At 66.9% G+C, this 21,387-nt stretch carries 20 protein-coding genes; 5 read left to right on the top strand and 15 right to left on the bottom strand.

The window, feature by feature from the left end:
- Positions 1 to 53: 53 nt before the first annotated feature.
- Positions 54 to 662 carry an RNA polymerase sigma factor SigE gene (sigE, locus tag AC51GT_RS24025; RefSeq protein WP_496326231.1) on the bottom strand — a complete coding sequence of 203 codons (609 nt, stop codon included), beginning with the start codon at positions 660 to 662 and terminating at the stop codon, positions 54 to 56.
- A gap of 301 nt (positions 663 to 963) precedes the next feature.
- Between sigE and AC51GT_RS24020 the strand changes: the two genes are divergently transcribed.
- Positions 964 to 1,650 (top strand): O-methyltransferase, encoded by a 687-nt coding sequence (locus AC51GT_RS24020; protein ID WP_496325962.1) that lies wholly within the window; start codon positions 964 to 966, stop codon positions 1,648 to 1,650.
- Between the two features lie 29 nt (positions 1,651 to 1,679).
- On the opposite strand, the gene AC51GT_RS24015 is transcribed toward AC51GT_RS24020, so the two are convergent.
- The 4 genes from AC51GT_RS24015 to rfbD are packed head-to-tail and all read right to left on the bottom strand — an operon-like array spanning position 1,680 to position 5,449.
- Positions 1,680 to 2,471, bottom strand: a complete 792-nt coding sequence (locus AC51GT_RS24015; protein ID WP_496330391.1) for an SGNH/GDSL hydrolase family protein — start codon at positions 2,469 to 2,471, stop codon at positions 1,680 to 1,682.
- The gene (gene manB, locus AC51GT_RS24010) at positions 2,464 to 3,579 is read right to left on the bottom strand and encodes a mannose-1-phosphate guanylyltransferase (protein ID WP_496325964.1); all 1,116 of its coding nucleotides are present in this window, start codon (positions 3,577 to 3,579) and stop codon (positions 2,464 to 2,466) included. Before manB ends, AC51GT_RS24015 begins: the two co-directional genes overlap by 8 nt.
- A complete protein-coding gene (locus AC51GT_RS24005) occupies positions 3,576 to 4,547 on the bottom strand; it encodes a glycosyltransferase family 2 protein (RefSeq protein WP_496330421.1) in 972 nt (323 codons plus the stop codon). The genes manB and AC51GT_RS24005 overlap by 4 nt, the downstream gene beginning before the upstream one ends.
- Before the next feature lie 17 nt (positions 4,548 to 4,564).
- Positions 4,565 to 5,449, bottom strand: coding sequence for a dTDP-4-dehydrorhamnose reductase (gene rfbD / locus AC51GT_RS24000; RefSeq protein ID WP_496326233.1), 885 nt, complete (start codon positions 5,447 to 5,449; stop codon positions 4,565 to 4,567).
- 212 nt (positions 5,450 to 5,661) lie between these two features.
- Here rfbD and AC51GT_RS23995 point away from each other — a divergent pair, with 212 nt between their 5' ends.
- On the top strand, positions 5,662 to 7,443 hold the full coding sequence (locus tag AC51GT_RS23995) for an LCP family protein (RefSeq protein WP_496330390.1): 1,782 nt from the start codon (positions 5,662 to 5,664) through the stop codon (positions 7,441 to 7,443).
- The gene (locus AC51GT_RS23990; protein ID WP_496330389.1) at positions 7,443 to 8,147 is read left to right on the top strand and encodes a TIGR03089 family protein; all 705 of its coding nucleotides are present in this window, start codon (positions 7,443 to 7,445) and stop codon (positions 8,145 to 8,147) included. Before AC51GT_RS23995 ends, AC51GT_RS23990 begins: the two co-directional genes overlap by 1 nt.
- 26 nt (positions 8,148 to 8,173) lie before the next feature.
- Here the strand turns inward: AC51GT_RS23990 and AC51GT_RS23985 are convergent, their stop codons facing one another.
- The 6 genes from AC51GT_RS23985 to AC51GT_RS23960 form a co-directional block, all read right to left on the bottom strand.
- Positions 8,174 to 9,238 (bottom strand): Rv2578c family radical SAM protein, encoded by a 1,065-nt coding sequence (locus AC51GT_RS23985; RefSeq protein ID WP_496325967.1) that lies wholly within the window; start codon positions 9,236 to 9,238, stop codon positions 8,174 to 8,176.
- A 54-nt stretch (positions 9,239 to 9,292) separates the two neighbouring features.
- On the bottom strand, positions 9,293 to 11,752 hold the full coding sequence (locus AC51GT_RS23980) for an FtsX-like permease family protein (RefSeq protein ID WP_496330388.1): 2,460 nt from the start codon (positions 11,750 to 11,752) through the stop codon (positions 9,293 to 9,295).
- A complete protein-coding gene (locus AC51GT_RS23975) occupies positions 11,752 to 12,510 on the bottom strand; it encodes an ABC transporter ATP-binding protein (RefSeq protein WP_496330387.1) in 759 nt (252 codons plus the stop codon). The genes AC51GT_RS23980 and AC51GT_RS23975 overlap by 1 nt, the downstream gene beginning before the upstream one ends.
- 143 nt (positions 12,511 to 12,653) lie before the next feature.
- Positions 12,654 to 13,370: a response regulator transcription factor gene (locus AC51GT_RS23970; RefSeq protein WP_496325970.1), complete on the bottom strand. Its 717-nt coding sequence runs from the start codon at positions 13,368 to 13,370 to the stop codon at positions 12,654 to 12,656.
- Complete coding sequence (locus tag AC51GT_RS23965) at positions 13,367 to 14,569, bottom strand: sensor histidine kinase (protein ID WP_496330386.1); 1,203 nt, start codon at positions 14,567 to 14,569, stop codon at positions 13,367 to 13,369. The genes AC51GT_RS23970 and AC51GT_RS23965 overlap by 4 nt, the downstream gene beginning before the upstream one ends.
- Before the next feature lie 77 nt (positions 14,570 to 14,646).
- Positions 14,647 to 15,807, bottom strand: a complete 1,161-nt coding sequence (locus tag AC51GT_RS23960) for an acyl-CoA dehydrogenase (protein WP_496325972.1) — start codon at positions 15,805 to 15,807, stop codon at positions 14,647 to 14,649.
- 169 nt (positions 15,808 to 15,976) lie between these two features.
- On the opposite strand from AC51GT_RS23960, the gene AC51GT_RS23955 reads away from it, so the two are divergent.
- Positions 15,977 to 16,804, top strand: a complete 828-nt coding sequence (locus AC51GT_RS23955) for a dienelactone hydrolase family protein (protein ID WP_496330385.1) — start codon at positions 15,977 to 15,979, stop codon at positions 16,802 to 16,804.
- 22 nt (positions 16,805 to 16,826) lie between these two features.
- Here the strand turns inward: AC51GT_RS23955 and purE are convergent, their stop codons facing one another.
- Together purE and AC51GT_RS23945 are read right to left on the bottom strand one after the other, a co-directional pair.
- Positions 16,827 to 17,360, bottom strand: a complete 534-nt coding sequence (gene purE / locus AC51GT_RS23950; RefSeq protein WP_496325974.1) for a 5-(carboxyamino)imidazole ribonucleotide mutase — start codon at positions 17,358 to 17,360, stop codon at positions 16,827 to 16,829.
- A complete protein-coding gene (locus tag AC51GT_RS23945) occupies positions 17,344 to 18,693 on the bottom strand; it encodes a 5-(carboxyamino)imidazole ribonucleotide synthase (RefSeq protein ID WP_496325975.1) in 1,350 nt (449 codons plus the stop codon). The genes purE and AC51GT_RS23945 overlap by 17 nt, the downstream gene beginning before the upstream one ends.
- Before the next feature lie 84 nt (positions 18,694 to 18,777).
- Between AC51GT_RS23945 and AC51GT_RS23940 the strand changes: the two genes are divergently transcribed.
- Complete coding sequence (locus tag AC51GT_RS23940) at positions 18,778 to 19,323, top strand: GtrA family protein (protein ID WP_496325976.1); 546 nt, start codon at positions 18,778 to 18,780, stop codon at positions 19,321 to 19,323.
- Between the two features lie 13 nt (positions 19,324 to 19,336).
- On the opposite strand, the gene AC51GT_RS23935 is transcribed toward AC51GT_RS23940, so the two are convergent.
- The gene (locus tag AC51GT_RS23935) at positions 19,337 to 20,629 is read right to left on the bottom strand and encodes a sensor histidine kinase (protein ID WP_496325977.1); all 1,293 of its coding nucleotides are present in this window, start codon (positions 20,627 to 20,629) and stop codon (positions 19,337 to 19,339) included.
- Between the two features lie 27 nt (positions 20,630 to 20,656).
- Positions 20,657 to 21,334: a response regulator transcription factor gene (locus tag AC51GT_RS23930; protein ID WP_496325978.1), complete on the bottom strand. Its 678-nt coding sequence runs from the start codon at positions 21,332 to 21,334 to the stop codon at positions 20,657 to 20,659.
- Positions 21,335 to 21,387 lie beyond the last annotated feature (53 nt).

The raw sequence follows: 21,387 nt of genomic DNA, 5'->3' as shown, positions 1-21,387 counted from the left end.
CCAACATCGATAACGAATTCACATCCCCTCGGGTTCCCGGTCGGGCAGGTGGATCAGGAGTCCGGCGTCATCACCGATCTCCCCGAGTGGTGACCACTCGCCGCGAGGTGTCCGCGGATGGCCTGCCGGCCACGATGGATGCGGCTGCGAACCGTGCCGAGCTTGACGCCCAGGGTTGCGGCGATTTCCTCGTATGACAAACCTTCGATGTCACACAGGACCACCGCAGCACGGAACTCGGGCGCCAGGGAGTCAAGAGCGCTCTGCAGATCGGGGTCGAGGTTGGCGTCATTGAAGATCTGTTCGGGATCCGGGTCGTTGCCCGGTACCCGGTCGTAGTCTTCGGGAAGCGCTTCCATCCGGATCTTGTTCCGGCGCCGGACCATGTCGAGGAACAGATTGGTGGTGATGCGATGAAGCCAGCCCTCGAATGTGCCGGCCTTGTAGCTCGAGAGTGACCGGAAGACCCTGATGAAGGTCTCCTGTGTCAGATCCTCGGCGTCATGCTGATTGCCGGAGAGCCGGTAGGCCAACCGGTAGACCCGATCGGCGTGTTCCCGAACCAGCTCATCCCAGGCCGGCATCAGGTTCGCGTCGCCGGTGGCGTCGAAACGCGCCGTCCCGGCCTGTGCTTCTGTTGAAAAATCGTTGGTGTCGAACACAGCGAGAGTCCCGTTACCGTCTTCGCGGTTGGTCTCTGTCACGATCTGATCAACTCTCTTCCCAGGACCGGTGGAATGCTCCGGCCATTTGATACGCGCACTGATAGTCGAGATTTGTTACCGGAGGCAACGCCGACACCTGGCCGGTTGTTCCCCCTGACCCTGTCCGACCGGGGTGTGTACGCACTATGAGCGGCCTGAGTGTTCCCTGAGAGTCCCGCGACCATGGCGATCGACTTCGGATACCGCTGCTCAGCGCGCCTAGGCGGCCAATCCGGCGGGCGGCGCTAACCTCAGATCTGTGTCCGATGAGAGCCAGCCCGCCAACACCGATTCCCCGCCGCCTGTCATCGACCCAGCAGTGCTGAGCAGCTACGCCGAGGCCGCGATCGTCGAAGACGAGGCGCTACGCCTGGCCCGCGAGCGTTCCGACGAACTCGGAGCGCCCTCGATCACCCCGGCCGTGGGTGCCGCACTGTCGCTGTTGGCCCGGTTGGTCGACGCGAAATCCGTGGTCGAGGTCGGCACCGGCGCCGGGATCAGCGGACTGTGGCTCCTCAACGGCATGCGCACCGACGGCGTGCTGACCACCATCGATTCCGAAGGCGAGTACCACCGCGCGGCAAAGATGTCGTTCAACACCGCGGGCATCAGTCCCGGTCGCACTCGGCTGATCAACGGCCGCGCGGCCGAGGTGCTCCCCCGCCTCTCCGACGGCGGCTACGACCTGGTGTTCATCGATGGCGCGGTCACCGACCAGCCGCGGTTTGTCGCCGAAGGACTCCGACTGCTGCGCGATGGCGGGGTGCTGGTCGTCCACAACGCCTCGGCCGACGGGACCGTCGCCGACCCGGCCACGTCCGATCAGGCGGCGCTCGCGGCGCGCGAAGCGGCAATGCTCATCGCCGACGACGATTCGCTGCTGCCGGTGGTCATCCCACTCGGCCGGGGACTCCTGGCAGCGGCCAAGGCACCCGCCGCCGACTAGCCACCCGGTTTTGGGTGGGCGCCGTGTGGTCAGGTGCTCGGCGTCATCGCGGTGAGTTCGGGGTATTTGGGTGCGATCGTGTCGCCGGTGGACACGCCCAGGAGCCGGCGGCCCACCCACGGCATCGCGTGCTCGACCGTCCACTGCCGACTGTCCCGACGACGCTGCGTCGGCGAGACCGGTTGCGGCGGACCGAGTTCCACCGGAACCAGATCGTGTTCGATGCCGAGCGCGTCGAGCACTTCGATGGCCATGTACACGTGTCCGGCCGTCGACATGTGCATCCGGTCGAACTCCCACATACCGCGTTCGCGGAACGCCCGCATCCGCCAGAAGTCGACCAGCGTGAGGTTGCGACGGTCGACGACCTCGCGCAGCAACTCGTTGTAAACCGCGAATCGGCCACGCAGCGCCCCGAACACCGGCTTGTTACCGGTGTCGTGGACCGTGAAGGTGACCACCCTCGCGCCGGTGTCCTGCAACCGGCCGATCGCTGCGTCGTAATCCTCGATCAGCGTGTCGATGTCGACGTTCGGCCGCAACAGGTCGCTGGCGCCGGCACTGATGGCGACCAGGTCCGGCTTCATCTCCACGGCCGGACCGAGCTGTTCGGACACGACCGCCGACAACAGCCGCCCGCGGATCGCCAGGTTCGCATACCGGAACTCCGGATCGGCACGGGCCATCACCTCGGCCACCCGATCAGCCCAGCCCCGCACCCCGTTCGGGCAGCGGGGCTCGACGTCGCCCACACCCTCGCCAAACGAATCACCGAGGACGACAAAGCGTTTGAACGATGGTGAGGCGACGGTGTCAGACATCTGTCGAGAACCTGATTCCACCATCGGGGATCTTCACCCCTGGCCAGACCCGCGCCCCGCGAAGCAGTTCGCAGCGGGCCCCGATGTCGGCGCCGTCGCCGATCACGCCATCCCGGATCAGGGCACGCGGTCCGACCCGGACCCCGAAGCCGATGATCGAGCGTTCGATCACCGCACCGGCCTCGACCACCGCACCATCGAAGATGACGGCGCCGTCGAGTCGTGCGCCGGCACCGATCTCGGCCCCACGGCCGACGACCGTGCCGCCGATGAGCAACGCTCCCGGGGCCACACCGGCGCCCTCGTGGACCAGGTATTCACCGCGAGGCCCGCTCAGCGCCGGCGACGGCGCGATACCGCGCACCAGATCGGCACTGCCGCGGACGAAGTCCTCGGGGGTACCCATGTCGCGCCAGTAACCGGAGTCGACGTAGCTCTGCACATGCGCCCCGTCGGCAAGCAGTCCGGGGAAGACCTCGCGTTCCACCGAGACGGGCCGGTCGGCGGGGATCTGCTCGATGACCGAACGGTTGAAGACGTAGCAGCCGGCATTGATCTGATCGGTGGGCGGATCCTGGGTCTTCTCGAGAAACGCGGTGACCCGGCCCGTCTCGTCGGTTGGCACACAACCGAATGCCCGTGGATCCCCGACCCGCACCAGATGCAACGTCACCTCGGCGCCGGAGGTCTGATGGGTGTCGATGATGGAGCGGACATCGGTGCCACACAGGACGTCGCCGTTGAAGACCAGGATGGTCTTGGCGGTCAAGTGCCCGAGCACGTTGCGGATACCGCCACCGGTACCCATCGGTTCGGCCTCGTGCACGTAGGTGATCGACAAGCCCATCTTCGACCCGTCGCCGAAATGCTGTTCGAAGACCTCCGATTTGAACGAGGTTCCCAGCACGACCTGTTTGATCCCGGCCGCTTTGATACGGGCGAGCAGGTGGGTCAGGAACGGCACACCCGCCGTCGGCAACATCGGCTTGGGCGCCGACAACGTCAGCGGACGCAGGCGAGTTCCCTTGCCGCCGACCAAGATAACGGCCTGGACATCATCTGTCAGGGCGTCGGTCGCCGGGGATGTCACACCATCATCTGGGGTCACTTTGCACCTTTCGTCGAACTGTCGGTCGTCGAGCTGTTTACTGAATCTTCATGGCGGGCAGCATGTTTGGCCGCCGCAACAACCACCGCCGAGCGCGCCGCGAGTCCTGCGCGCAGGGCGAGCCGCAGCGGCGCCTGCCACCAGTGCGGGTGCCGATCGGCCTGGAACCGATACGCGCTGCGATGGTGTGCAGGCAACATCTTTCCCGGATCACGTCCGGCCGCATGGCCTTTCGTGTGCAGAACCTCCGCGTCGGGTACGAACACGTTGAGCCAGCCGGCCCGGCCGAGCCGGTCACCGAGATCGACGTCCTCCATGTACATGAAATAGCGGGAATCGAAACCGCCGATGGAATCGAAGGCCTCACGCCGCACCAGCAGGCACGACCCGGACAACCACCCCACGGCGCGCTCGGACACGTCGACGGCATCCTGCCGGTACGCCGCGGTCCAGGGATTGGACTTCCAGATCGTCCCCAAGATCGCATGTCCGGTTCCGGAGACCAGGTTCGGAACCCGCCGCGCCGACGGATAGATCGTGCCGTCCGGTTCGCGGATCAGTGGCCCCAGTGCCCCGGCCCGCGGCCAGCGATCCGCCGCGTCCAACAACCGGTCGATCGAACCCGGCGCCCACTCGACATCGGGGTTCGCCACGATCACGTATTCGATGGCCGGATCCACCTCGGCAACGGCGCGGTTGACCGCTCCGCCGTAGCCAATGTTGCCGCCGGTGTGCAGCAGCGAGACGTGGTCGTACCTCTCGGCGGCCAGCTCGGGCGCACCGTCATCAGAACCGTTGTCCGCCATGATCACCGCCGGCGTACCGGTCATCGCGTCATCGAGCGTCTGGATGAATCGCGCCAGGTAGTCGCCGGACGAATACGTCACGGTCACCACTGCGACGCGGTCGGAAACCTGCTCATCAGTCACCGCCACAGGGTAGCCGGACACCTCGTGAGTCCCACCCATCACGCCCTGCCCGCCGGTCAAGCGCGGACCGCGGCGGCCAGAGCCGAGCGCCAGTCCCGCAGGGGTGTCAATCCGGCCTTCTGCCAGGACTGACCGGACAACACCGAGTACGCCGGACGTGGCGCCGGGCGCGGGAAGGCTTCCGACGTGGTGGGCAGCACCCGCGCCGGGTCGGCGCCGATCTCCGCGAAAACGGCCTGTGCCAGGTCGAACCAGCTGCAACTGCCGGCGTTCGTGGCGTGCAGGATCGTTCCGGTCGCCGGTGACCCGCCGGCGCAGATCTGGGCGGCGAGCTGCAGCAGACCGTCGGCCAGGTCCGCCGAGTAGGTCGGTGATCCGACCTGGTCGGTCACCACCGACACCGTGTCGCGTTCGCCCTCGAGGCGGCGCATGGTCGCGACGAAGTCATTGCAGCCGGGCGCGCCGGTGTACACCCACGCCGTGCGGACCACGGTGGCCGACGGGTCGCCGGCGCGGACCGCGACCTCTCCGGCGAGCTTGGTCTGGCCGTAGACCGACTTGGGTCCGGTCGGATCGTCCGGTTCCATCGGACGGTCGGCGACACCGGTGAAGACGTAGTCGGTCGAGATGTGGATCAGGTGGGCGCCGGTATAGGCGGTCAGGGCCGCCAGGTTGGCGGGCCCGGTGACGTTGATCGCGTGGGCGCGGTCCCGATCCGTCTCGGCGGCGTCGACGGCGGTATAGGCAGCGCAGTTGATGACCACGTCGTCCGGTCCGAGACCGCCCAGTACGGAATCCACCGCCACCGGGTCCGTGATGTCCAGATCCGCCGAGGTCAGAGGGCGTACGAGAGCGCCCCCCTGAACACGTAACCGGCTGCCCAACTGACCGCCGCCACCCGTCACCACCACAGATCCCAATTGCCTTTGCATACGGACCATCATGTCCGGTTCGGTCGGGCTCCGCGCATCGAGGCCCGATTCACCAACGTGAACAACATCATCACGGGCGCGCCGGTACAGCTCCGGCGACGGCGTGACATTCGCACGTAGCATTGCAAAAGTCGAACTGGTGGTCCGCGTTCACAGCGCGCCGCCAGAGCATTGCCCGTACCTGCTCGACCCCAGCACAGAGACTAGGAGCGCCGCCCGCCGTGGACCGTCCCTCTTCGGATCGACCGTCAGGTGAGCGTCGCAGCGGATCACCGCGCGAAGGCCGCCCACAGCGCGCCGCGTCGGACCAGCCCGTTCCGCCGGGTGGGCGCCGGCGCGCCTCACCGACCGATCCCCGGGACGCAGTGCCCTCCGAACAGCGACGGCCCCGGCGCCGACAGGACGACGTCGATCGTCCCCGGCGACCGTTGCGCGAGGGGGCCGGCGAGCCACCACAGAAGGCCCGCAGAGGCCGCCCCACCACACCCGACGGTCGTCGGCCGAAGGCGGCTCCCCCGGCATCGGACACCCCGGTCACGGGTGAGACCGTCGAGGACAACAAGCCGGCCCGTTCGATCACCCGGATCGCGGTGGCCGCGGTCTCGGTCGTCGTCCTGGTGGCGACCGGATTCGCCTGGAACCAGATGACCAACCTGGAGAACAGCATCACCAAGCTCGACGGTTTGAGCCTGGGCAGCGGCAAGGACGGCGCCGTCGACATCTTGATGGTCGGCACCGACTCCCGCACCGACGCCCGCGGCAACCCTCTCTCGGAGAAGGAACTGGCGCAGCTGCACTCCGCCGCCGATGTCGGCACCAACACCGACACGATCCTGCTCATCCGGATCCCCAACGACGGATCCTCGGCCACGGCGATCTCGATTCCCCGGGACTCCTACGTCGACGTCCCCGGTGTCGGGATGACCAAGATCAACTCCGCGTACGGCTCAGCCAAGGAGGAACGACGGGGCGAGCTGGTCAACGACGGTATGGATCTCGAGGAAGCCGACAAGAAGTCGGTGGAGGCCGGACGCGACGCCCTGATCGACACCGTCACCGATCTCACCGGCGTCGAGGTCGACCACTACGCCGAAATCGGCCTGCTCGGATTCGTCCTGCTCACCAACGCGGTCGGTGGAGTCGACGTCTGTCTCAAAGCGCCCGTCTCCGAACCTTTCTCGGGTGCCGACTTCCCCGCCGGAGAGCAGACCCTGGACGGATCGCAGGCCCTGAGTTTTGTCCGTCAGCGCCACGACCTGCCACGCGGCGACCTCGACCGCATCGTGCGCCAACAGGTCTTCATGGCGTCGCTGGCACAGAAGGTCCTCTCCGCCGGCACCCTGTCGAGCCCCGGCAAACTGTCCGACCTGCAGGACGCGGTGTCGCGGTCGGTGGTGATCGACCAGAACTGGGACGTCATCAAGTTCGTCGAGCAGCTCAAGGATCTGTCCGGGGGCCGCGTCCAGTTCGCCACCATCCCGGTGGTCACGGAACAGGGCTGGAGCGACGACGGACTGCAGAGTGTGGTCGAGGTCGACCCGGCCGCGGTCAAGACCTTCACCGCCGGTTTGCTCGGCGACAAGGACGCCTCCGGCAAGACCACGTTTGTGGCCGCCGACTACACCGTCGACGTCATCAACACCGGCACGGTCGACGGACTGGCCACCAACGTCTCGCGGATCGTCGCCGGTAAGGGATACCTCCCCGGCGAGACGGGTAACGACCTCGACGACACCGTCGAGAGCCGGGTACTCGCTGCGGACGCCGACGACTCGGGCGCGAAGGCCGTGGCCAAGGACCTCGGTGGACTGCAGATCGTCGCCGATCCGTCGCTGCCGCCGAACACGGTGCGGGTCCTGCTGACCGACAGCTACACCGGACCGGGTTCGATCAATGACTCCGGCTCACCGGAGCGCCAGGAATCCACCGGCGACACCGCACCCCCTGCCCCAGCCGCCCCTCGAATCACCGCCGGTGGAACCGGCCCGGAGTGTGTCAATTGATGACCCTTGCAGACGCCGCCCTGAGTCCGGCGCTGACCAGAGACGGCACCCAGCCGCTCCTGACCTACTACAACGACGCCACCGGTGAACGGACCGAACTGTCCGGTCTGACCGCTGCCAACTGGGCGGCCAAGACCGCGAACATGATTCGCGACGAGTTCGGATTGATACCAGGAGATGTCGTGGCCGTCGATCTGCCCGCACACTGGCAGACCGCCGGGGTTCTGCTCGGCGCGTGGTGGGCCGGAATGCACGTACGCCTGGGATACAGCGACGATGCGGCACTGGCGTTCTGCTCGATGGACACCCTCGACACGATGGAGCAGGCGCCCGAGATCGCAGTGGTCTCGCTCGACCCGTTCGGGATGCCGATGCGTGATCTGCCGATCGGCCTGACCGACTATGCGGCATCGGTGCGGGTACACGGCGACCAGTTCCGTCCGGGTGGACCGGCCGATCCGGCTCTCGACGATCGAACCGTGGCGCAGATCGTCTCTGCGGCCACCGCTTCTGCGGCCGATCTCGGCATCGGGGCGGGCTCACGGGTCATGACCACGGGAACCTGGGACACCACCGACCACCTGATCACCAATCTGCTGATGCCACTGGTCGCCGGCGGTTCGCTGGTGCAGGTGGCCCATCCCGACGACGACAAGCTGGCCGCGCGGGCCACCACGGAGAAGGTCACCATCACGCTGGTCTGACCCGGGTCCGGCTGAACCGAGCGCGTTCAGAACAGCGTGGGCTCTGGCTCGTTCGCCGGCGCGGGTGCCGACGCCGCGCCCCGAAGGGGGTTGTGCGCGACGTCCCCGGAAACATCGTCCGGAGTCGCGGAGAGTCCATGCTTCTCGATCAGCGGAGCCGTGCGGTCGCGCAGCCACCGCTGGTATTCCGGCGCCGGATAGGCCCCGCGCCCGTAGATCTGGCGGTAGCTCTTCATCAGTGCCGGATGGTTCTCGCCGAGCCACGTCAGATACCAGTTCCGCGTGGGGCCACGCAGATGCATCGGGAATGCGGTCACCGAGGTGGCGCCGGCGGAGGCCAGCGCTCCGAACAATTCATCGAGTGCCCCGCGCGAATCGGTCAGCTGCGGCAGGATCGGCGCAGCCATCACGTGGCAATCCAATCCGGCGTCACGGACTGCGGTGATCAGGTCCAGTCGGGCCCGGGCCGACGGGGCGCCGGGCTCGACCTGCTTGCGCAGGTCTTCGTCGAGCAACGCCAACGAGATCCCGATCGACACCGGAACCTTCTGCGCCGCAAGCGACAACAGCGGCAGGTCGCGCCGCAGCAGTGTCCCCTTGGTGAGGATCGACATCGGCGTCCCGGAATCGGCCAACGCGCCGATGATCCCCGGCATCAGCCGATAGCGTCCTTCAGCCCGGTGGTACGGGTCGGAGTTGGTGCCGAGTGCCACCGGTTCCCGCTTCCAGCCCCTGCGCGAGAGCTCTTTACGCAAGACCGCGGCCACATTCATCTTCACCACGATCTGGGTGTCGAAGTCGCGTCCGGCGTCGAGATCGAGGTACTCGTGTGTCCCCCGCGCGAAGCAGTACACGCATTGGTGCAGGCATCCTCGCATCGGATTGATGGTCCACCGAAACGGAGCCTGCGACGCCTCGGGCACCTTGTTGAGTGCGCTCTTGCAGAGGACTTCGTGGAATGTCACACCGTCGAAGTCAGGCGTCTGTACCGATCGGACCAGACCGGCCCGCTCCAGCCCCGGTAGGGCCGGAGCGGCCGAGTCCTCACCCGCTTCGGGTTCGGCGTCGAGGAGTTGCCCGTCCCATCGCATGTGACCAGTCGAACATCCGTTCTATTCGATGTCAAGTCCTGAACAGCCCAGATGTCACAGTGCGGCAGCCGGATCCGCCCGCAGCGCCTGCCGGGCCGGCAGCGCCGCGGCGAGGAGACCGGCCATCCCACCGATCACCACGATCCCCACCAGTACGCCCCAGGGCATATCCGGCGCGGCGAAGCGGTCGGGTCCGAGCACCGCGGCCGCGCCGGCCAGACCGTATCCGGTTCCCAGGGCCACACCCACGGCCGAGGCCACCGCGGCGATCGTCGCGGCCTCCCCCAGCAACATGGCCGCGACCCCGCGGCGGCTGAGCCCGACCACCCGCAGCAGCGCGTTCTCCCGTCGACGCTCGATCACCGACAGCGCCATCGTGTTCCCCACCCCGATCAGAGCCACCACCACCGCGACGGCCAACAGTGCCAACACGATTCGCAGGACGAGTGTGACGACCTCGTCCAGTTGCTGCGCGATCTCGGCACCACCGGAAAATGTCGCGTCCGGCGCGCTGCCCGCGACCAGATCACGCAGCGCGGTGACAACCCGTTCCCCCTCGGCGCCGACCGAGTCGAGCCGGATCGCAAGTCCGGTGGGCACGGGCGCCGCGCGCACGACGTCCCGGTCCGCGAAGGAACCGCTCTCGCCGTCGACCACCGTCATCATCCGGTTCAGGCCACCGGCCATCACCGAAACCTGCTGACCCACCGCGACACCCACAAGCGACCGGTCTTCGGGCTCCACCGCGATCTCATCCGGGGACGGGGCGCGGTCACTGCGCATGACCTTTTGCAAGTGCACCGGGTCCACGGCGCCCACCGCCAGCGGGACGCCGTTCACCATGATGTCCGTGCGGGTCACCGTGACCGCGCCGGCCACGCCCGGCGTCTTCCTGATCGCGTCGACGAGTTCACCGGACAGAGGCGAACCCGAGGAGACGATCAGGTCGACCGGGTGCATATCGGAGATGAGTGCGGTGGCGCTCGACCGGACCGTCTGTGCACCGGTCACCATCATGGTGGTCAACGTGATCCCGATGATCAACGCCGATGCCGTGGCCGCTGTCCGGCGCGGTGACCTGCCGGCATTCGCGGCCGCGAGTTCGGCAACCGGGCCGGCCGCGGTCCGCCGAAGGGCCCGCGCGCCGACAAGACCGACGCTGCGGATCAGCGGCGGGAACACGACGACGCCGGCCTGCATCACCGCCAGAAATGTCATCGCACCTCCGACACCGGCCACCACACCTGATCCGAGGACGAGTCCGAGTACCAGGGTCGAACCACCCGCGATCCCGAGTACCCCGGCGCACCACAGGCGAACAACCGGCCTCCCGCCGCCCGCCGCGCTCTCGTCACCGGTGGCGAATGCGGCCAGTGGCGGAATCCTGGTGGCCGAACGGACCGGTACCGAGGCGGCCACCAGCGTCATCACCACTCCGAGCAGGAGCGGCACCACCGTCGCCGCGAGCGGGATCGACAGGTCGGTCAGCGGTATCGCAGCACCCGCCATCCGGACGATCGCCGTGGCCGCGGCCACCCCTCCGATGCCGAGCACCACACCGCCTGCCGCGGCGACCACGCCCAGGACCAGGGCCTCCAGCCGCACCACAGCACGCACCTGCGACACCTCGGCACCGATGCAACGCAACAGCGCCAGCTCACGGGTACGCGAAGAGACCAGCACCGCAAAGGTATTGGAGATGACCAGGCAGGCCACCAGGGCGGTGATGGCGGCGAAGCCCAACAGGACGGTGGCCAACAGATCGTTCTCGCCGGTATATCGGGCCAGAACCCTGTCGGCGGCCTCGGTTCCGGTGACCACCTCGGCGCCGGGTACCGGCGCGACCTGTGCCCGGAGGGTGCCGAGAACGACAACGGGATCAGCGGATCCGTCGAAGGCGATCCGGATGACCACATCCTGGGCCCGCTCGTCCGCCCGTCCGGGAGCGACCGCCGACACCGCTTCCGGGGACCCGAAGAGTTGCGTGGGGCCGGCCGCCGCGCCATCGGATCTCAGCAACCCCACCACAGTCATCTCGGTGGCGACCCGGTCGGCGCCCGCGCCGACATCGGGCCGGACATAGAGCCGTTGTCCGAGCGCGAAATTCGATCCCGCGTAGGCCACCACCTGCGACGGCCCCTCGGGCATCAGTCCGACCGAGAGTTGTTGCCGGCGGAGCCCCTCATCGCGCGCCATCGTGCCGAGGTTCACCTGGTTGTACGACTTGTCGCCGCTGGTCACACTGACCAGACGCTCCCGGTCGAGCGCCACCGCAGCGACACCGGGCACGGCGGCGACCTGCGAGGTGGTGCGTTCGGCGAACTCGCCCGGGACCACGACCGCGGCGTCGACGCCGGAGAACTGCCCGGCAACCGAATCCCGCATCGACGCGGTGGCGCTCGCCGTCAGCGTCAACGTCGCTGCCACGAACGCGACGGAAGACACCACTGCCAGAGCCGAGGCCACATACCGGCCCCGGTGCATCCGCATCTGCGCCAGAACAAACGCCCTCATCACAACCCACCGGCCGTCCGCGCTGCTGCCGGACCAAGCCGAACCATCGAGTCGAGAACGGAATCCGCAGTGGGTGAATCGATGTGATCGACCAGTCGCCCATCTGCCATCACCAAGACCTGATCGCAGTAGCTCGCCGCGACCGGATCGTGCGTCACCATGACGATGGTCTGTCCGCCGTGGCGGCTGCTGTCACGCAGCAGGGACAGAACCTGCGCCCCGGACGTGCTGTCGAGGTTGCCGGTGGGCTCATCGGCCAGGACGAGCCGGGGCCGGCCCAGCAGCGCCCGCGCGATCGCGACGCGTTGCTGTTGGCCGCCGGAGAGTTCACTCGGCTTGTGGTCGAGGCGATCTTCGATGCCGAGCACGTCGACGAGTTCGTCGAACCAGGCCTGATCGGGTGTGCGCCGATCAAGGGTCAGTGGCAGGACGATGTTGGCTCGGGCGGTCAGTGCCGGCAGCAGATTGAACGCCTGGAAGACGAAGCCGAGCTCCCTGCGCCGCAGCCGCGTTCGCTCGGAGTCGCCGCTGTGCCCCAGATCCACCTCGCCGATCCGCACCGTTCCCGAGGTCGGGGTGTCGAGTCCGGCCAGGCAATGCATGAGAGTCGATTTTCCCGAACCCGATGGCCCCATGATCGCCGTGAACCGGCCGGCCGGCACCTCGATACTCACATCACGCAGTGCGTGGACCACCGCACCGCCCTGGCCGTACGACTTGCGTACACCTATCGCCCGCGCGGCGACTGCTTCTGACATTGCCCAACCTCCCATTGTCCGCTGCATGGTCAAATGACCTGTCGGGCAAACGTATTGCCGAGAGTTGTGCGCAGACATCGGCGCGAAGGCGGATTTGTGCGTCAACCGACCATCAGACCGGGGTCTGATGTCGGCTGATGCGACTACGCGTGCAGCCGGAGAATGTCGTCGATCCCCACCATGCCGGTGCGGAACGCGAACAGCACCACCTGAACCCGGTCGCGGGATCCGGTCTTCGCGAGGATCCGACCGACGTGCGTTTTCACCGTCGCCAGGGACAGGTGGAAGTCGGCCGCGATCTCGCCGTTCGTCTTGCCGATCGCGATCGCCTGCAGGACTTCGGTTTCGCGCGGGGTGAGGGCATCGATCAGGTCTGCCGGTACCGGCGGTGATGACCACTGCGCCGCCGGTTCCGATCGCCCGGATACGGTTCCGGCCACATGTTCGAGCAGACGCCGCGTCGATCGGGGCGCGATCACGGCGTCACCGGCGTGTACGGTGCGGATCGCCGCGAGTAGTTCTTCGGGCTGGGCATCCTTGAGCAGGAAGCCGCTGGCTCCGGCGGCGATCGCCGCAAAGAGATACTCGTCGGTGTCGAAGGTGGTCAGGATCAGGACCTTCGGTGCCGGGCCACCGGACTCCAGGATCTGCCGGGTCGCCGAGATCCCATCGACCCCGGGCATCTGGACATCCATGAGCAGGACATCGGCGTCGCATTCGGTCAGACGGGCCAGAGTTTGGGCGCCGTCTGCGGCCTCCATCACCACGGCCATGTCGGGTTGTGAGTTGATGACCATGCCGAAGCCCGCCCGTACCAGCGCCTGATCGTCGACGAGGCCGACCCGGATCGATTCGGTCATCGGGAATCGCCCAACGGAAGGATCGCGCGTACCTCATGGCCGGCTCCGTCGGCGCGGTTGCCGACCTGCAGTGAGCCACCGTGCAATTCAGCGCGTTCCCGCATCCCCAGCACGCCTTTGCCCCCACCGTCGACGACGGCGTCCCCGCGCCCGCGGCCATCGTCTGTGACCGTGATCGTCAATTCCTCATCTCCCCAGTGCAATTCGATGTCGGCGCGGGCTCCATCGCCGGCGTGTTTGAGAATGTTGGTCAGGGATTCCTGGACGACCCGGTAGGCGGTCAGCCCACACCCCGCCGACACGTCGCGGGGTTCACCGATCGTCTGGAACCGGACCGGCAATCCGCCCGACCGCACCGTCGCCACCAGGTCCTCGAGATCGGCGATGCCCGGAATCGCACGGATGTCGCGCGGACCGTCATCTCGCAAGACCCCGAGCAGCGCTCGCATGTCCGCCAACGCCTGCCTGCCGTTGTCGGCGATCGTCGCGAGCACCTTGACCGCCACGTCCGGATCCTGCTGGGCCGCATAGCGTCCGCCATCTGCCTGGGCGATAACAACGGTCAGGGTGTGGGCGATGATGTCGTGCATCTCGCGCGCGATGCGGGTGCGTTCACCGACCGCGGCGAGTTCGGCCTCCTGGGCCCGCTCCAGTTCCAGCAGCCGCGCCCGCTCCCGCAATGTCGCGACCTCACGCAGCCGCGTCCGGCGCAGCATCCCGACCGCCCACACACCGGCGGCGAACGCGGCCAAGAATGCGGCGTCGACCAGGCTGTAGTCGAATTCCGGTGTTTCCCTGGCAGCGGAGAAGAACCGGCCCGAAGCCGCGACGCCGCCGCATATCCCGAGAACCAACGCGGCGCCGGTGCCCCGGACCGAGCCGTAGGCGGCCATCGAATACAGACCGATCAGCGCGGCCGTACCGACCGCCGGACTCAGGTTCTGGTCAACCGCGACATGCACGAACGAGACACCGGCGATCGCCAGACCGGCGATGTCGGGACTGGTTCGGCGGAACGCCAGCGCCGCACAGGCGATGGCTCCCAGCAGGATCCGCCAGAGAACCCGGTCGCCCATCTCTTCCCACAACTCGGGAACGACGGTCAACAGTGCGATGGAACCGGCCAACAGGGTATCGAGCAGGAGACGCCGCGGCTCGGCAAATCTGTGCCAGCGCTCGAGTATCCGCTGGGTGCTCATCTGGCCCAATCTAGTGCCCACCCGCGGTCTGTCGCATCAGACCACGGGTGGACCAGAGAACACCGAAACCGCGGGCGTCAGCGCAGCAGCGCGCGCGACATCACGACGCGCTGGATCTGGTTGGTGCCTTCGTAGATCTGGGTGATCTTTGCATCGCGCATCATCCGCTCGACCGGGAAGTCGCGGGTGTAACCGGCGCCGCCGAAGAGTTGCACCGCGTCGGTGGTGACCTCCATGGCCACATCCGAGGCGAAGCACTTGGCAGCGGCCGAGATGAACCCGAGGTTCTTCTCGCCACGCTCGGCGCGTGCTGCCGAGGTGTAGACCATCAGACGGGCGGCCTCCACCTTCATCGCCATGTCGGCGAGCATGAACTCCACACCCTGGAAGGTGCTGATCGACTTGCCGAACTGCTTACGGTCCTTGGTGTAGGCGATCGCCTGATCCAACGCGCCCTGTGCGATACCGACGGCCTGTGCACCGATGGTCGGGCGGGTGTGGTCGAGGGTCTCGAGCGCGGTCTTGAAACCGGTGCCCGGCTCGCCGATGATGCGGTCACCCGGGATGGTGCAGTTCTCGAAGTACAGCTCGGCGGTCGGCGAACCCTTGATGCCGAGCTTCTTCTCCAGCGGCCCGACGGTGAAACCGGGGTCGTCCTTGTGGACGATGAACGAGGAGATGCCGTTGGCGCCCTTGTCGGGATCGGTGACGGCCATGACGGTGTACCAGGTGGACTTACCACCGTTGGTGATCCAGCATTTGGATCCGTTGAGCACCCAGTCGTCGCCGACCGCCTTGGCGCGGGTCTTCATCGAGGCGGCGTCGGAACCCGCTTCACGCTCGGAGAGCGCGTAGGAAGCCATCGCCTCGCCGCTGGCAAGGGTCGGCAGGACCTGCCGCTTGAGCTCCTCGGAGCCCTTGAGGATCAACCCCATCGTGCCGAGCTTGTTCACGGCCGGGATCAGCGAGGACGATGCGCACACCCGGGCAACCTCTTCGATCACGATGCATGCCGCGACCGAGTCACCGCCCTGGCCGTCGTATTCCTCGGGCACGTGGATGGCGTTGAATCCCGAGGCGGTCAGCGCGGTGAGGGCCTCTTCCGGGAAGCGCGACTTCTCATCGACGTCCGCCGCGTGCGGTTCGATCTCCTTTTCCGAAAGCGCCCGGATCGCGGAACGCAGCTCATCGTGCTCTTCAGCGAGCTTGAACAGATCGAAGTCGGGATTGCCGGCCATCAGAACACTCCTAGTAGGCGCCAGTGCGATTTTCCTTCGCCGCAATTCTAATACCGGCGATAGATTCAGTTACTGCCGGGTAACTGAAGTCTGTTCGAGCCCCACCGGGCAGCGCCGAAAGCTAGCCTTGGGCGCACCCGAGGACCGGCTGTCGAAAGGCGATCATCAGATGAGCGAACAGACCTCACCGGCAGCTGCACTCTCCGATTTCGAGATGACCGATTTCACGCACTTCGGCGAGACCAGGACCCTCTACCGGCGCGGGCGCGGGCCCGCGGTCATCATCGTCGCCGAAATGCCGGGCATCACGCCGAAGGTGCTCGACTTCGCTCGCAAGGTATCCGAGATCGGCTGCACCGCAGTACTTCCCAGCCTTTTCGGAATCGATGGGCTGGATCCGAACAACTCCGGACCCGCAGACCTGGCGAAAATGGCCGCAACGCTCGTCCCGACCTGCATCAGCAGCGAGTTCACCACTCTGGCAACCGGGAAGTCCTCACCTGTCGTCACCTGGCTACGCGCCCTCGCCGCCCACGAACACACTCGTTGCGGTGGGCCCGGCGTCGGCGCGATCGGCATGTGTTTCACCGGCGGATTCGCATTGGCGATGGCCACCGACGACCGGCTGCTGGCACCCGTGCTGGCCCAGCCGTCGCTGCCTTTTCGGCCGGTCAACGCACTGGCCGGCAACATCGACATCTCGCCCGAAGAACTCGAGACCGTCAAGCGGCGATGCGCGAACGGACTTCAGGTGCTCGGCGTCCGATTCAAAGGCGACCGCATCTGTCCCCCACGACGCTTCGAATACCTGCGCAGAGAACTCGGCGATGCGTTCGTGGCGATCGAACTCGACGACAGTGCGGCCGGGCCGTCGCCGATGCCACCGCACTCGCCCTTGACCGAGCACCTCATCGACGAGCCCGGCCAACCCACGCGGCAGGCGCTCGACGACGTACTCGACCTGTTCCGTCGACGTTTGATCACCGGGTCGAGTTGATTTGGGCGAGTGTCGTTCGGCGCTATCCGCCGAGCAGATTCTCCTGCAACGCTTGATCTTTCGCCAGGACCATGTCGTGCAGATCGGCCTGGAACCGTTCCATCCTGACCCGCAGAGCCGGATCGGACGCGGCCAGGATGCGCACAGCCAGCAGGCCGGCATTGCGCGCCCCACCGATCGACACGGTGGCCACCGGTACCCCGGCGGGCATCTGCACGATCGACAGCAGAGAATCCATGCCGTCGAGATACTTGAGCGGCACCGGCACACCGATGACCGGCAGCGGGGTTGCCGACGCCACCATGCCGGGCAGGTGGGCGGCGCCACCGGCGCCGGCGATGATCACCGAAAGGCCGCGACCGGCAGCATCTCTGGCGTAGTCGAGCATGCGTTGCGGTGTGCGGTGCGCCGAGATGACGCCGACCTCGAATCGGACCCCGAACTCAGCGAGCGCCTCGGCGGCGGCCTCCATCGTCGGCCAGTCGGAATCACTGCCCATGATCAGGCCGACACGCGGCCCCGAGGCCGCCCCTGCAGTTTCACTCACCGTGCACATCCCATCCATCTGTCCAGATCCCGGTCGACATCCAGTGTGCCGCCCGTTCGGCGATCTCCCGCACGCGTGCCACATCGGCCGGGTCGTCGATGTCGTCCGACGCCGCGCCGAGCACATTGATGTGCCCGATCTTGCGGTCCGGCCGCTCGCCCTTGCCGTAGAGGTGCACCTTGGCCTGCGGAATCCGGGCGAACAGGTGATGCAGCCGTTCGTCCATGGACATCTCCGGCGCCTCCTCGGCCCCGAGGATGTTCGCCATCACGGTGATCGGCGCGAGGGTGCCGGTGTCACCGAGCGGGTAATCGAGCACGGCTCGCAGATGCTGTTCGAACTGCCCGGTCACCGCGCCGTCCATGCTCCAGTGACCACTGTTGTGCGGACGCATCGCCAGCTCGTTCACCAGCAGGTCGCCATCGCGCGTCTCGAACAGCTCCACCGCCATCACACCGACGACACCCAATTCGGCGGCGAGCGACAACGCCAGGCGCTGCGCCTGTGCCGCGACGTCGGCGTCCAAGGAGGGTGCCGGCGCGATCACGACGGCACACTGACCCTTGCGCTGCACGGTTTCGACGACCGGCCAGACCGCACCCTGCCCGAAGGGCGAGCGCCCGACCATCGCGGACAGTTCCCGACGTAGCGCCACCTTCTGCTCGGCCATCAGTGCGGTTCCCTCGGGTGCCTTCGCCAGGACCTCGAGCGCCTGTTCCCGATTCTCGATCAGCCAGACACCCCGGCCGTCGTAGCCGCCGCGGATCGCCTTGAGGACGATCTCCCAGTGATGTCGGTCACCGAATTCGATGAGCGCAGCCTGCAGATCGGGGCCGGCCAATTCGACGTAATCGGGAATCGGCGCGCCGAGCGAGGCCAGTTTGCGGCGCATCTTCAGTTTGTCCTGGGCGTAGATCAACGCCGTCGGCGGCGGCAGGACCTTGACGCCTTCGGAGACCAGAACCTCGAGAAGTTCTACGGGTACACCTTCGTGGTCGAAGGTCAGCGCATGGGAGCCCGCAGCGGCGGCCCGGAGATCGTCGAGGTCGGTGTGTGAACCCACAACCAGGTCGGGGGTCACCTGACCGGCGGGTTCGTCGGCGGAGGCGGCCAGAACCCGCAGCCGCTGTCCGAGCGCGATCGCTGCCTGATGGGTCATCCGGGCGAGCTGACCGCCACCGATCATGGTCACCACCGGCATGCCCGAGGCCGCCGCGGTCCGGCTTCCGCTCGCCGCGGTCCCGCGTCCTGCCGATGCCGGGGCGGGCGCCGGCGGAACCGTTGCCACGATCGATTCGGGGGCTGGGTTTCGATCACTCGTCACGGCTACCAATCGTGTCATGTTCGGACCTCGATGGATGACACGGGCAGCCCATACGCTCGGAGATTCGTTTCGACGGGTGGTTATTTCGTAGACTGCATCCTTGTGTCATTCATCGACGGGCTGCTGTCCCGTACTCCAGCGCCGATCCGAGCGCTGGCGATGCGTCACCACGAGCTGATCAAGTTCGCGATCATCGGCGGATCGATGATGATCCTCGACATGGCGATCTTCTATTCGCTGAGCCTGACCGTCCTGGACACCAAGCCGGTCATCGCCAAGATCATCTCCGGCGTACTGGCCACGATCGTCAGCTACGTCCTGAACCGCGAGTGGGCGTTCAAGAATCGTGGCGGACGCGAAACACACCACGAGGCCATGCTGTTCTTCGCGATCAGTGGCGTCGGTGTCGTGTTACAGGCGGCCCCCCTGTTCGTCGCCAACAACCTCTTCGACATCCGTAGCTCGGTGGACGTCACCAAACTGGTCATCATGGACTTCGTCCTGGGCTACATCATCGGCAACCTGATCCAGATGGCCTTCCGCTTCTGGGCACTGCGCCGCTTCGCCTTCCCCGAATCCGACCTGGATGCGGCCGAATCGGTGACCCCCGGCCTCGAACCGACACCCCGCGAACTCGGCCACAGCTGAACGTTCCCCGGTTTCACCTGGGTTCGGCCCGGCTGCGCGATGCATCCGTACCGTGCTCCCCGATGTCATATCGGGGCACGACGATCGCGAACGTCGGTGGACGGCGATACAGCAGATCGAGCCGGCCGCCGTCGGCCTCGATGAGCGACCTCGCCAGCGACAGTCCGACGCCACTCGAGCCTCCCTCCGAATAGCCCCGCTGGAATACGTGCGGTGCACTCTCGTCGGTCACGCCCGGCCCCTCATCCGACACCGAGATCCGGATCATTCCGCTGCCCGGCAACTCCTGGGTGTCGACGACGGTCCTGCCCTGACCGTGCTGCAGTGCGTTGTCGACGAGCACCGCCAGCGCCTCCCGCAACCGGGTGGGGGTCGCCCGGGCTTCGGCGTGCCCGCTCGTCTGCGCGATCAACTCACGGCCCTCGACCGCGAACGCCTGCTGGAAGTCGGATACCACCAGAGCGACCTGCTTCGAGATGTCGACCGGTTCGAGCATCGCGACCTGTTCGCCGCGGGCCGCGGTGATCAACTCGTCGAGCTCACTGGTCAGTCGTTCCACCTGTGCCAAAGCCGCTTCCGCTTCATGTACGACATCGGTGTCGGGATGGATCGACAACTCCTCGAGCCGTAACCGGATCGCGGTGAGCCGACTACGGAGCTGATGGGACACCTCACCGACGATCCGGCCCTCGCGTTCGAGCCGGGTGATGATCTCCCGGTTCGCGGCGTCGAGTGCAGACGACATCCGGTCGAGCTCCTCGATGTCGTAGTGCCGGCCCTCGGTCCCGTAGTCGCCCTGTGCCATCCGCGCCGCCCGCTTCGCGACGTCTTCGAGTGGATCGGCCAGGCGCCCGGCGGTGACCGCCGCGACCACCATCCCGGCGATCACCGACATCGTCACGACCAGCGACACGACGCCCACGGCAGCCCACTGCCTGCTGCGCACCTGGTTCTGCGGGATCGACAGGGTCAATGACCCGGCCTCGCCCAGGGCGAGCGATTCGGTGGCGGGCTCTTCATCGAACTCGGTGCCGATGCCGACCTCGCGTTGTTCGGTCCCGGTCGGCGTCCTCACCGGATACGTGATCACCAACCGACCCTCGGGCGGGATCAGCAGACGGAACTTCTCCCGGTCCAGACCCCCGGTGATCGTGCCGTCCGAGCCCTCCTGGAGGAGCAGTTCTGTGGAGATGCGTTTGAGCCGATCGTCGAGGTCCTGTTGCGCGGTGTCACCCACCCACCACCACGCAGTGACCATCAGTGGCACGCCGAGGAGCAACCCGATGCCCACGACCATGCCGATCATCGATCGGAGTATGCGACCGCGCACGGTCTAGTCGGGATCGAAGCGGAAGCCGACACCGCGGACGGTGACGATCCGCTTGCGCCGGTTGGGCTGGTCGTCGCCGATCTTTCGCCGTAACCAGGAGATGTGCATGTCGAGCGTCTTGGACGACAACAGATCCGGGGTGCCCCAGACCTCGGTCAGGATCTCCTCCCGGCTGACCACCTCGCCGGCCCGCTCCATCAGATAGCGCAGCAGGTCGAATTCCCGGTTGGCCAGTGTCGTGTCCACGCCGGAGACCTGGACGCGTCGTCCGCGGGCGTCGAGGTGGATGTCACCGGCCTCGAGCACGACATCGGCGGTGTGCTTGCGGCGCAACAACGCCCGGACCCGGGCGAGCAGTTCGGCGAGCCGGAACGGCTTCCCGACGTAGTCGTCTGCCCCTGCATCGAGACCGACGACGAAGTCGACCTCATCGGTGCGGGCGGTGAGCATCAGCACGGCCAGTTGTGGCCGGGTCTGCCGGATGCGGCGGCACACCTCGAGACCATCCATCTCGGGTAGGCCGAGGTCGAGCACCAGCAGCTCGAACCGCCCACTGGCGGCGCGTTCGAGTGCGTCGGTCCCGGTGGTGACAACCTCGCAGCCGTAACCCTCGCGGGTCAGCGCACGCGCCAGCGGCGCGGATATCGCTTCATCGTCTTCGGCGAGCAGAACGTCGGTCACCTGATCAACTTAGGCCCACCGCGCCCGGATGGGCCGTCAACGCTCATGTCCGT

The organism is Williamsia sp. z34, assembly GCF_059553395.1.
The sequence above is the reverse complement of the archived record's forward strand: the minus strand, read 5'-3'. Positions and strand labels throughout refer to the sequence as shown.

Excerpts from the sequence above, each read along its gene's own strand:
- AC51GT_RS24015 (WP_496330391.1), bottom strand. The coding sequence starts at position 2,471 with ATGTCTGACACCGTCGCCTCACCATCGTTCAAACGCTTTGTCGTCCTC.
- AC51GT_RS23980 (WP_496330388.1), bottom strand. The coding sequence starts at position 11,752 with ATGAGGGCGTTTGTTCTGGCGCAGATGCGGATGCACCGGGGCCGGTAT.
- AC51GT_RS23965 (WP_496330386.1), bottom strand. The coding sequence starts at position 14,569 with ATGAGCACCCAGCGGATACTCGAGCGCTGGCACAGATTTGCCGAGCCG.
- AC51GT_RS23975 (WP_496330387.1), bottom strand. The coding sequence starts at position 12,510 with ATGTCAGAAGCAGTCGCCGCGCGGGCGATAGGTGTACGCAAGTCGTAC.
- AC51GT_RS23935 (WP_496325977.1), bottom strand. The coding sequence starts at position 20,629 with ATGATCGGCATGGTCGTGGGCATCGGGTTGCTCCTCGGCGTGCCACTG.
- AC51GT_RS23970 (WP_496325970.1), bottom strand. The coding sequence starts at position 13,370 with ATGACCGAATCGATCCGGGTCGGCCTCGTCGACGATCAGGCGCTGGTA.
- AC51GT_RS24005 (WP_496330421.1), bottom strand. The coding sequence starts at position 4,547 with ATGGGTGGGACTCACGAGGTGTCCGGCTACCCTGTGGCGGTGACTGAT.
- AC51GT_RS23990 (WP_496330389.1), top strand. The coding sequence starts at position 7,443 with ATGACCCTTGCAGACGCCGCCCTGAGTCCGGCGCTGACCAGAGACGGC.
- rfbD (WP_496326233.1), bottom strand. The coding sequence starts at position 5,449 with ATGGTCCGTATGCAAAGGCAATTGGGATCTGTGGTGGTGACGGGTGGC.
- AC51GT_RS23985 (WP_496325967.1), bottom strand. The coding sequence starts at position 9,238 with ATGCGATGGGACGGGCAACTCCTCGACGCCGAACCCGAAGCGGGTGAG.
- purE (WP_496325974.1), bottom strand. The coding sequence starts at position 17,360 with ATGTGCACGGTGAGTGAAACTGCAGGGGCGGCCTCGGGGCCGCGTGTC.
- AC51GT_RS23945 (WP_496325975.1), bottom strand. The coding sequence starts at position 18,693 with ATGACACGATTGGTAGCCGTGACGAGTGATCGAAACCCAGCCCCCGAA.
- AC51GT_RS23960 (WP_496325972.1), bottom strand. The coding sequence starts at position 15,807 with ATGGCCGGCAATCCCGACTTCGATCTGTTCAAGCTCGCTGAAGAGCAC.
- AC51GT_RS23955 (WP_496330385.1), top strand. The coding sequence starts at position 15,977 with ATGAGCGAACAGACCTCACCGGCAGCTGCACTCTCCGATTTCGAGATG.